The organism is Clostridium sp. 001 (assembly GCF_019056555.1).
Lineage (GTDB): Bacteria > Bacillota > Clostridia > Clostridiales > Clostridiaceae > Clostridium_B > Clostridium_B ragsdalei.
Genome location: NZ_CP020473.1, coordinates 3,941,220 through 3,952,607 on the forward strand (window position 1 = coordinate 3,941,220; position 11,388 = coordinate 3,952,607).

Consider the following 11,388-nt stretch of genomic DNA (forward strand, 5'->3'; position numbering starts at 1 on the left):
TATGAAAGAAAAATCTTTTTTACAGCTTTTATTATGTTATGTTAAAGGTCATAAAAAGGCAATAATAATGTACGGCATTTTTATTGGAATCTTTGCTGTAGTATTTTCATTATATTCACTGCAGCTTGAGCCAGTTTTGTATGCCTTCTTTTTATCATCAATTGCAGTTTTCCTTTTTATTATTTACGATTTTATTAAGTGCTATAAAAAGCATAATGAGCTGTGTATTATTGAGAAAAAGATAAATATAGGGTTAGATAAGTTGCCATCAGCTAATAATTTAATTGAAGCTGACTATCAGAATGTTTTGCAGACACTTTATAAACAAAGTATGGAACTAATTTCAAAAACGGATATTAAGCAGTCAGAAATGATAGATTATTATACCCTATGGGCACATCAAATTAAAACACCTATTGCAGCAATGAGATTAATACTGCAAAGTGAGTATACTGAACAAAACAAGGAATTATTAGAGCAAACCTTTAAAATTGAGCAGTATGTTGAAATGGTGCTTGGGTACCTAAAGATTGATAGTGCCTCATCGGATCTGATGCTTAAAAACTATAGTTTACTTCAGATTATAAAACAAGTTATAAGAAAGTATGCACATGTATTTGTTAGGAAAAATATAGCCCTTGATTTAAAAGACATGGATTGTACTGTGCTTACAGATGAAAAGTGGCTGGTATTTGTAATTGAACAAATACTATGGAATGCATTAAAGTATACAAGCAGCGGTAAAATATCAATACATATGGAGGAAGCTTCTAGAAAGGTGCTTGCAATTGAAGATACAGGAGTAGGTATTTCAGAGGAAGATTTGCCAAGGGTATTTGAAAAAGGGTTTACTGGATATAATGGACGCGCCGATAAAAAGGCAACGGGAATAGGGCTTTATCTTTGTAAAAAGATATTAGATAAGCTTTCACACACAATAACCATTACCTCTAAGGTTGGTGTTGGAACAACGGTAAAGATAAATCTTTCTTCTGTGAAAACTATAATTGAATAATCTATGTAAAAAATTAGGAAGGTGAATTAGAAATGGACAATATAAATGAACTTAGAAATGGAAAAATTAATAATTTGTTGTGGAAGTTCTCATGGCCAGCAGTAATCGCCATGCTGATAAATTCTCTGTATAATATTATTGACCGAATATTTGTAGGACGAGGGGTTGGTTCAATTGCAATTGCAGCCACAACTGTAGCTTTTCCGATTATGCTTATTCTTATGGCAGTATCTGTGCTGATTGGTGTTGGTGCTACCTCACTCATATCTATTCGTTTGGGAGAAAAGAAGCCAGAGGAAGCTGAAAAGATTATGGGGAATGCTATATTTTTGTTGATCTTATTGCCACTGTGTATCAGTATTATTTATTTTCTTTTTAGTAATTCTATTTTGACTTTTTTTGGAGCTAGTGCTGAGGTTTTGCCTTATGCCAAAGAATTTACACATATTATAATGTTAGCATCATGGGTGGGGTCTCTGAGTATGGGAATGGTTAATTTTATCAGAGCTGAGGGTAATCCTAGAATGTCCATGTATACTCAAGTAATTGGAACGGTAATTAATATAGTCCTTAATTATATTTTTGTTATGAGACTAGGCATTGGAATTAAAGGATCTGCACTGGCAACAGTTTGTGGCCAAACATTTTCAGCCATTTGGGTATTAAGTTATTTTCAATCGAAAGCTAGTTTCCTCAAAATACGAATAAAAAATCTCAAATTGCAGAAGAACTTGGTCATTAGTATTATGTGTATTGGTTTTGCACCTTTTTCAATGCAATTGGCTAACAGTCTTCAAAACGTTATTTTGAATAAAGCATTAATGACTTATGGTGGAGACATAGCACTATCGGCTATGGGCATTGTTGGTAGTATAGCTACTTTAATGTTTATGCCAATACTTGGTGTTAGTCAGGGAGCTCAACCTATTATCGGTTTTAATTATGGTGCCCAGCAATTTGATAGAGTGAAAGAAACTTTGAAGAAAGCTATAATTGTAGGTATAGTAATTGCCACATTCAGTACTGCAGTGGTACACTTATGGCCAACTCAAATTGCTGGTATGTTTTCTAACAATAATGTAAAATTGAATAAACTAACTGCCCATGCAATGTCAATGTTTTTCCTTATGTTTCCTGTAGCGGGTTTTCAAATTGTTAGTTCTCAATATTTTCAAGCAGTTGGAAAGCCAATTCAATCTACGATCCTTGGACTATCAAGACAACTGCTGGTGTTAATTCCTCTATTACTAGTATTGCCGCGCTTTTGGGGTACTGAAGGTGTATGGATGACTCCGCCTATCGCAGATGTTTTATCTGCCCTTATAACTGGAATTTTTATATTCTTAGAAATGAAACATATAAATGAGAATTGTATGACTCAAGATACCGATTTTAAAAAAGCCAATTCTTAAAAAATTTTAATACTAAAAAATTTATGGAGGATGAAAAAATGATTAATAATGAAAAAAGAGAAATTATTAGACAAGACAATGTCAATGGAGCAAATGGATATATTTTAAAAGAAAGTTTATTAGCTCCTGAATATTTAGGAGAACACTGTAAATTATTTTCAAAGATTACTTTGAAACCAGGATGTGAAATTGGATATCATGAGCATCATGATGAGACTGAAACATATTACTTTTTGTCAGGAAAGGGAATGTATCAGGATAACAAAGATGAAATCCCTGTTAAGGCAGGAGATGTTACTTTTTGTGAAGATGGAAATGGTCACGGAGTTAAAAACACAGGGACTGAAGATATAGCATTTGTTGCACTAATTTTAAAAAAGTAAGTAAAGAAGTGGGACTTATATACAGTCTCACTTCTTTTATATGGTTTCTATCTTACAAAGATGTAAGGTTAAAAGAGAAAATGTAAGCCAAAGTTATGGCTCTGCATTTCTCTTTTTTTTATAATTATAGTATAGTCAAAGTGAACAGGGGAGGAAGAAAATGAAGTTATTAGAAGTAAATAATTTAAAGAAAATATATTCATCAAGATTTGGAGGAAACCAGGTTCAAGCTTTAAGTAATGTAACCTTTTCAGTGGAAAAAGGAGAATATGTAGCAATTATGGGAGAGTCAGGTTCGGGAAAAACTACATTACTTAACATACTGGCATCTTTAGATAAGCCAACTAGCGGTGAGATTTTACTGCAGGGTAAGAATATTGTAGCAATTAAAGAAAGTGAAATTACTGCATTTCGTAGAGAGAATTTAGGCTTTGTATTTCAAGATTTTAACTTACTTGATACCTTTTCTTTAAAAGATAATATTTTTTTACCACTTGTTTTATCAAGAAAATCTTATGGAGAAATGGCAAAAAGATTGAAGCCTATTGCAGAAAAGTTGGGAATAGAGCAAATACTAGAAAAATTCCCTTATGAGGTATCAGGAGGTCAAAAACAGAGGGCGGCTGTTGCCAGGGCTTTAATTACAGATCCGCAGCTTATTTTAGCAGATGAGCCCACAGGAGCTCTTGATTCAAAATCAACAGATCAGCTTTTAAAATTATTTTCAGAGATTAATAATGAAGGGCAGACAATTGTTATGGTTACCCACAGTACCAAGGCAGCAAGTCATGCAGGAAGAGTACTTTTTATAAAAGATGGAGAAGTGTTTCATCAGCTTTATAGGGGTTCCATGTCAAAAGAAGAGATGTTTGAAAAAATCTCAAATACACTTACAGTGATTACTACTGGAGGTGCGGCAAATGAATAAGCTGTTTTATCCGAGACTTGCAGTAATAAACATAAAAAAGAATAGTAAAACATATTTTCCATTTATACTCACTTGTATATGTACAATTATGATGTTTTACATAATGCATGCAATTTCAATAAATAAAGGATTGGATGGAGCAAGTGGATCTGAGAGCCTAAAAACGCTTCTCTTTTTGGGAACAATAGTAATAGGAATTTTTTCAGCTATATTTCTTTTTTATACAAATAGTTTTCTTATTAAAAGGCGAAAAAAAGAAATTGGACTGTATAATGTGCTGGGTCTTGAAAAAAAGCATATTGCAAAAATATTATGTTTTGAATGTATTTTTACTTCCGTTATCAGTTTAACGGCTGGACTTATTGGTGGAATTATTTTAAATAAGCTTATGTTTCTTCTGCTCATAAAAATGCTTAATTTTAAAGTATCCTTTGGATTTTCTATTTCGGTGCCGTCTATCATAAAAACTTTGATTGTTTTTTGCAGCATTTTTTTTGTAACATTATTATCAAATTTATTTCAGATTAAAATATTAAAGCCTATTGAACTTTTAAAAGGTTCAGAGCAGGGGGAAAAAGAGCCAAAAACAAAATGGATTATGACTATTATAGGATTAGCAGCTCTTTGCGGTGGATATGGAATAGCTTTAAATGTCAAATCACCTCTTGCTGCGCTTAACTTATTCTTTGGTGCAGTTATTTTGGTTATGATAGGAACTTATGCACTATTTACAGCAGGAAGCATTGCAGTATTAAAGTTCCTAAGGAAGCAGAAGAACTTTTATTATAAGACAGGGCATTTTATATCTATTTCCGGTATGATGTACAGAATGAAACAAAATGCAGTAGGACTTGCAAATATTTGTATATTGAGTACTGCTGTACTTGTAATGCTATCAACTACTATTTCTTTATATGCAGGTATGGAAGATATTCTAAAGCTTCGCTACCCGAGAGATATAGTTGTAACTGCTAAAGAAACTAATAAAAATCAAATACAAAAGATAGATGAAACTTTAAATTCAGAATTAAAAAATGGTAAAATAGATATGAAAGGTAAGCTTTACTATTTTGATAATAGTTTGGAAGTTGTAAAAAAAGACGGCAAATTTTTATCTGTCAAAAAAGATCCTGGCAAGGTAAATATTTCTATGATAGAGGTTATTCCTATTTCAGATTATAATAGATTGAAAGGAAAGAATATTACCCTTCATGATAATGAAGTGATTTTTTTCTCGAAAGTAAAGAATTATACTAATGACACAATTAATATTGATAATAAGAGCTTTAAAATTAAACAAAGATTGGATAAACCTGTAGGCGGTTTAAATAATTCCATGATAGATTTGATAGATACTTATATAATATTTGTAAATAATATAGATTCTGTAGAAAATAACAGCTTTAAGGAATATACAACTGCCTTTAATATTAATGGTACAAATAAAGAAATACTATCAATATCTGATAAGTTAAATAAAAAATTTGCAGAGAATAAAATTAAAGCTAATGCCGAAAGTGCTGCAAGTGGCAGGAAACAATTTCTTTCTCTATATGGCGGTTTGTTCTTCTTAGGAATATTTTTAGGTATATTATTCTTAATGGCAACGGTACTTATTATTTACTATAAGCAAATATCAGAGGGATATGAGGATAAGGAACGTTTTGAAATCATGCAGAAAGTGGGAATGGATAAAAAAGAAATAAAGAAAACTATAAGAAGTCAGGTATTAATGGTATTTTTCTTGCCTCTTATTTTCACAGTAATCCATATTGCCTTTGCATTTCCAATGATTACAAAGATGCTTGCTGTTTTAGGATTAAAAAATATAAATTTATTTATACTTTCAACCGCAGGAACGATAGTTGTTTTTGCAGCAATTTATACAATTGTATTTTCTTTGACAGCCAGGGTATATTACAAAATTGTTGAATAATATGAATTGTAACCACCAATTGGCAATATATTGAGCCAGCTGGTGGCTTTTTATTTTACTTTAGAAATACGAAGAGCAAGTCTTTTTATTGTATATTGCATAAGCAAAAATTCCACACAGTAATGCTAAGGCACTAAAATTAAACAACCATACATAGCCCAATGAGGAAGCTATAGTTCCTCCTAGCAAAGGTCCTAGGCCCTGACCCAGGTTAGCACCAATAAAAAAAGTACTTGAAGCTAGTCCCTTTTTTTGACTTCCCAATTTATGAAAACACTCTGCTTGTAGAGCAGGTTGTGCAGTTCCCTGTCCAAATGCTTTAAAAATAGCTGCCAGAAGTATCATCCAAAGTGCACTTGCATGAGCTATTAGCAGTGCTTCTGTGATGCTGAACAATAATGCCGGATACATAACAGTTGAAAGTCCCTTTTTATCATACAGTTTTCCAGACATTGGTCTTGTGAAAATAAGAAACAAGGCATTTACTGTGAAATACATTCCAATTCCATTTATCTTACGTTCTTCACCCAGTAAAACTAAAAATGAAGTGGCAAGTCCATTTCCCATAAAAAATAAGCCGCCAATTAAAGATAGTGGCAATATTTTAAATGCAATAATATCTTTTAAATGAATGGCATGTTTTTTGTCTACTGTATTTTTTATAGATATCTGATTTTTGTTTGGCAAAAAATTCATACACACTGCAGCTATTATAATTAGTACTGCTGATACTATAAAGGTTTTGGACATTCCGAATCGATTAGAAGCTTCTATTCCTATTTCGGGACCAAAGGCAGTTGCAATAATTTGACTGATTCCAAGATAACCTATACCTTCTCCCATTTTATTTTTTGGTATGAAATCCGTTGCCCAAGCGATACTTGTTGCACTAGTTATACTGAAACTAGCACCATGTATTATTCGGAAAAAAATTATAAATGTAATATTAGGTGACAACCCATAACCTAGTGTTGCAATTCCATTTATAAAAGTACCAATTATCATTATATATTTTTTGCTAGTTCTATCTGTGAGTATTCCACCAAATGGCCCAATAAGCAGTGCTGTAAATGAAAATAAACCTACAATTATGCCTGCAGTGCTTAGAGAGGCACCTAAATTGGAAGTGTACTTTGCTAAAAGTGGAAAAACAAGATAAAATGCCATGAAGGTAAGGGTATTAATCGCTAATAGGGAAATAAAATTGAAATTCCACAGTTTCATATCTTTTTTTGTTTCTAAATTTGATTTTGTTTCTGTCATATATAAATTCTTTCACCTCTAATATAATTAAATATGTTAGAAATCTAACAATTTGGTTTCTAACATTTATATTATACCTTACTAAAACCCATGTCAACTAAGGATAAGTTTTTAATTATTATTTAAATTTTCACTAACAATTTTGGATTTTGCTTTTTTTGCATTTAATGTATGCAAATAGTATATAACTATTCCAGAAAACAATAGTGCAGCACAAATATAAAAAACAGAAGTTAAACCAAATTTACCGGCTATGGTTCCTCCTATAATTGGTCCCAGTCCTTGTCCGGCATCATATCCAATAAAATAAGTACTTGTGGCAATACCTACTTTACTAGGACCTAGCTTTTTAACACAAGTAGCTTGTAGTGCTGGTGAAAGTGAACTTTGTCCTATTCCGTAGAGAACTGCCACTGCTAATATCATCCAAAGAGATGAAGAAATTACTAATAATAGTGATGCGGCCATAGCCATGATAAAAGCAGAAAATGCTATAATTGACAAACCTTTATTATCAAGAAGTTTACCTGAAAGTGGCCTGATAATAAGAATTACAATGGCATTTACCGTAAAATAATAACCGATATTTGAGATATGTCTCTCATCACCTAGCAAAGCTAAGAAGCTTCCGATAACTCCATTCATAAACGTAAATAAACAAGCAAGAACAGCAAAAACAATCAGTTCCTTGGCAAAAAAATCACTAATTTTAATATGAAGCTTACTTGTGTTTAAATTTTCCTTGTTTGGTGGATTGTATGGAATCATGGTCATAAGAGCTGCTGCAATCATAACAACAATAAAAGATAAATAAAATACATATTTAAATCCAAATTGTGAGGAAATCTCCAGCCCAAGATTTGGACTTATTGCAGTTGCCAAAATATATCCAAGCCCCATGAAACCTATTCCTTCACCTATTCTTTCTTTCGGCATATATGTTGTAGATAGAGCATTAATTACTGTAACACTTACTGAAAATGATATGCCCTGAACAATTCTAAAGAAAAAAAGAGTATATATATTGTACGAGATTTTTAAACCTAATGCTGAAGCCGCCAGAAATATGGTTGAAACAACTAATAAATGTTTCTTGTTAAATCTGTCAGTTGAAAATCCAGCAAATGGACGAATAATAATAGATGTAATTGCAAAAATACCAGCAACTAAACCTGCTATGGACATTGTTGCACCTAAACTAATTGTATACTTAGGTAGTATTGGTGTCATCATAGTGAAACCAATAAAGACGAGAGCATTTATTATTAGCATTAGAATAAATGAAAAGTTCCATAGATTTTCTGTTTTTGATTGTTCCATAAAATCATCCCCCAAGATTATTTTAATAATATAGTTATAGATGAAGCATCGTACGAATACGGCCTAACTTTTATTATACTACTCAACTTTCGCACATAAAAATTAAGGGGAAAGCCTTGAGAATAAACACATAAAGCAAAGAAACATTCCTTTTGGTATAATAGAATTGCAAAAAACACCACACCAAGGAAAGGAATGTTTCTTATGAATACTATTATATCAAATGATACTAATGATAAACAATTTAATTTTACTATAAATAGATTTTTTAAAGACAACAAAATTGGACATATACTTAAGCAATGCAATTTTTCTAAAGAAAAAGGATTTCCATGTATTAAAATATTTCAATATATTTTTATGCTTGTTTTTACTGGAAAAAACTTATTTAGGAACTTGGAGTCTGGAAAAAATAATCAATTTTCAAAGGATACTGTATATAGATTTCTTAATTCACCAAACTTTAATTGGAGAAAGTTTTTGTTTTTACTTTCTTCATTAATCATAAAAAATATTATCGTACCACTTACTTCAAAAGATAGAGTTAATGTACTTGTAATTGATGATTCTTTATACAGTAGGTGCAGGAGCAAATCTGTTGAACTTCTTGCAAGAGTTCATGACCATGTTGAACATAAATATGTTAAAGGCTTTCGCCTTCTCACCCTTGGTTGGTCAGATGGCAATACTTTTTTACCTCTTGCTTTCACTCTGCTTTCTTCCGAAAAGGAGAAAAACAGACTTTGTCCTGAAAACCACAATATTGATAAAAGAACCAATGGTTCTAAGCTCCGTAAGGAGGCTGTTTTAAAGTCACCTGAGGTTATGATTAGTTTACTTCAACAAGTTTCAAAATATGCTATTCCTGCATCGTACGTTCTTTTTGACAGTTGGTTTACGTACCCAAAAACTCTTATACGGATTCTAGAACTCAAACTTAATACTATTGCCATGGTCAAAGCAATGCCAAGGGTTTACTACAATTATAACGGTAAGTTATTGAACCTTAAAAATCTCTATGCTAATTTAAGAAAAAAGCGTGGTAAGGCAAAAATTCTTTCTTCTGTTATTGTAGGTATTGGCTCTGACAAAAATGGTAATGAGGTAAAAGCAAAAATTGTATTTGTAAGAGATAGAAACAGAAGTAGAAAATGGCTTGCTTTAATTTCTACCAATATATCCTTAGATGACAATGAGATAATAAGAATTTACGGAAAACGCTGGGATATAGAGGTTTTCTTTAAAATGAACAAGTCTTTTCTAAAACTTGCTAAAGAGTTTCAGGGGCGTTCTTATGATTCCATGGTTTCACATACTTCTATAGTTTTTACCAGATACATTATGCTTACTTTAGAAAGCCGTAAGAATAATGATGTTAGAACTATTGGTGGATTTTTTTATCAGTGCTGTGATGAACTTCAAGATATCCAATTTTGTGAAGTAATGAATCTTATTGTAGATATTTTAAAAAATGTATTAACTGAAAAACTTCTTCTTTCAAAGGACGTTATTGACTCAATAATAGATAGTTTTATTGCTGCTTTACCTTGTTACATCAAGGAGAAATTAGTCTTTTTGTCCTGCGAAAGTTGAGTTATACTATAAATTGCAAAGTACAAGGATGAATTATGTAAAAATAGGGGAAATAATTAAAAAGTGAAAATAGCAGTTTTAGATACAGAAATGAAGTGCCAAAGTATGGAGGAGCTGAGTATAATAATCCTATAGACAATAGACCTTTAAGGGATTTCTTTAGAACAAGAAGAAAAAGACAGCAAGGAGGATATTATGTGTAAATTAAATGATAATTATTTAAAATTGCAGGGAAGATATTTGTTTTCAAGTATAGCAAAAAAGGTAGCTAATTTTAAAAAAAGCAATCCGAATAAGAAAATTATTTCGCTTGGCATTGGTGATGTAACTCAGCCGTTGGCACCGGTTATTATAGAGGCACTGCATAGTTCAGTTGATGAGATGGGTCATAAAGATACTTTTAAAGGATATGCACCGGAATTTGGTTATGAATTTTTAAAAAATGCAATTATAAAAGGTGACTATAACTCTCGTGGTGTGGACATTTCAATAGATGAAGTGTTTATAAATGATGGAATAAATGCTGATGCTGGTAATATTCAAGAACTATTTAGTGTAGATAATAAGATTGCAGTTTGTGATCCTGTATACCCTGTATATGTAGATTCAAATGTAATGGCTGGAAGGACAGGAACATATGATAAGGATGCACAAAGGTGGAGTGAAGTTATATATATGTCCTGCACTCCAGATAATAATTTTGTGCCGGATATTCCAGAAGAAAACCCAGATATTATATATCTGTGTTTTCCCAATAATCCAACAGGGACAACGGTTACAAAAGATCAGCTTCAACTTTTGGTTGATTATGCAAATAAAGTGGAAGCTGTTATTGTATATGATGGTGCTTATGAAGCATATATTTCAGAAGACAATGTATGTCATACAATTTATGAATGTGATGGTGCAAAAAATTGTGCCGTTGAGCTTAAAAGTTTTTCAAAGAGAGCTGGATTTACAGGATTAAGGCTTGGATATACAATTGTCCCAAAGGAACTAAAATGTTCTGGAGTTTCTTTGAATAGACTCTGGGCAAGACGTTATGGAACCAAATACAACGGTACACCATATATAGTTCAGAGGGCAGGAGAAGCCGTTTATTCTGAAACTGGCAAAGAGCAGATAAAAAAGCAAATTGATTATTATAAAAATAATGCCAAAATGATTTTGGAAGGATTAAAAGCAGCAGGTTACTCTGTATACGGAGGTGTAAATGCGCCCTATGTATGGCTAAAGACACCAAACAATATGACTTCATGGGATTTCTTTTATTATTTGTTAGAAAAAGCAAATATTGTAGGTACACCAGGAAGTGGATTTGGACCGATGGGAGAAGGATATTTTAGACTTACAGCTTTTGGAACTTACGAAAATACAGTAGAGGCTGTTGAGAGGATTAAGAGACTTTAACAAATTAAATGATAGTTGTTGTAACTTAGATTATTATATGATCAACTTTCACAGTTAAAAATTAAAGAACAAAGTGCAAAGTTCAAATATCAAATAAGGATAATTTTCTTCCTAACGTTGGAAAATAT

The 11,388-nt window shown here is 31.9% G+C and carries 9 protein-coding genes; 7 read left to right on the top strand and 2 right to left on the bottom strand.

What is annotated here, in order from left to right; genetic code table 11:
• Position 1 precedes the first annotated feature (1 nt).
• The 5 genes from B5S50_RS18535 (at position 2) to B5S50_RS18555 (ending at position 5,674) form a co-directional block, all read left to right on the top strand.
• Positions 2–1,015: a HAMP domain-containing sensor histidine kinase gene (locus B5S50_RS18535; protein WP_217302499.1), complete on the top strand. Its 1,014-nt coding sequence runs from the start codon at positions 2–4 to the stop codon at positions 1,013–1,015.
• Between the two features lie 32 nt (positions 1,016–1,047).
• Complete coding sequence (locus B5S50_RS18540; protein WP_217302500.1) at positions 1,048–2,427, top strand: MATE family efflux transporter; 1,380 nt, start codon at positions 1,048–1,050, stop codon at positions 2,425–2,427.
• 38 nt (positions 2,428–2,465) lie between these two features.
• Complete coding sequence (locus tag B5S50_RS18545; protein ID WP_217302501.1) at positions 2,466–2,810, top strand: cupin domain-containing protein; 345 nt, start codon at positions 2,466–2,468, stop codon at positions 2,808–2,810.
• A gap of 160 nt (positions 2,811–2,970) precedes the next feature.
• A complete protein-coding gene (locus B5S50_RS18550; RefSeq protein WP_217302502.1) occupies positions 2,971–3,738 on the top strand; it encodes an ABC transporter ATP-binding protein in 768 nt (255 codons plus the stop codon).
• Positions 3,731–5,674 (top strand): ABC transporter permease, encoded by a 1,944-nt coding sequence (locus tag B5S50_RS18555; protein ID WP_217302503.1) that lies wholly within the window; start codon positions 3,731–3,733, stop codon positions 5,672–5,674. Before B5S50_RS18550 ends, B5S50_RS18555 begins: the two co-directional genes overlap by 8 nt.
• Positions 5,675–5,734: 60 nt before the next feature.
• Here B5S50_RS18555 and B5S50_RS18560 read toward each other — a convergent pair whose 3' ends face one another.
• Both B5S50_RS18560 and B5S50_RS18565 read right to left on the bottom strand, forming a co-directional pair.
• Positions 5,735–6,937 (bottom strand): MFS transporter, encoded by a 1,203-nt coding sequence (locus B5S50_RS18560; RefSeq protein ID WP_217302504.1) that lies wholly within the window; start codon positions 6,935–6,937, stop codon positions 5,735–5,737.
• A 111-nt stretch (positions 6,938–7,048) separates the two neighbouring features.
• Positions 7,049–8,257 (bottom strand): MFS transporter, encoded by a 1,209-nt coding sequence (locus B5S50_RS18565; RefSeq protein WP_217302505.1) that lies wholly within the window; start codon positions 8,255–8,257, stop codon positions 7,049–7,051.
• 204 nt (positions 8,258–8,461) lie between these two features.
• On the opposite strand from B5S50_RS18565, the gene B5S50_RS18570 reads away from it, so the two are divergent.
• Together B5S50_RS18570 and B5S50_RS18575 are read left to right on the top strand one after the other, a co-directional pair.
• Positions 8,462–9,850, top strand: a complete 1,389-nt coding sequence (locus tag B5S50_RS18570) for a transposase (RefSeq protein WP_217301860.1) — start codon at positions 8,462–8,464, stop codon at positions 9,848–9,850.
• A gap of 195 nt (positions 9,851–10,045) precedes the next feature.
• Positions 10,046–11,260, top strand: a complete 1,215-nt coding sequence (locus B5S50_RS18575; protein WP_217302506.1) for an LL-diaminopimelate aminotransferase — start codon at positions 10,046–10,048, stop codon at positions 11,258–11,260.
• Positions 11,261–11,388 lie beyond the last annotated feature (128 nt).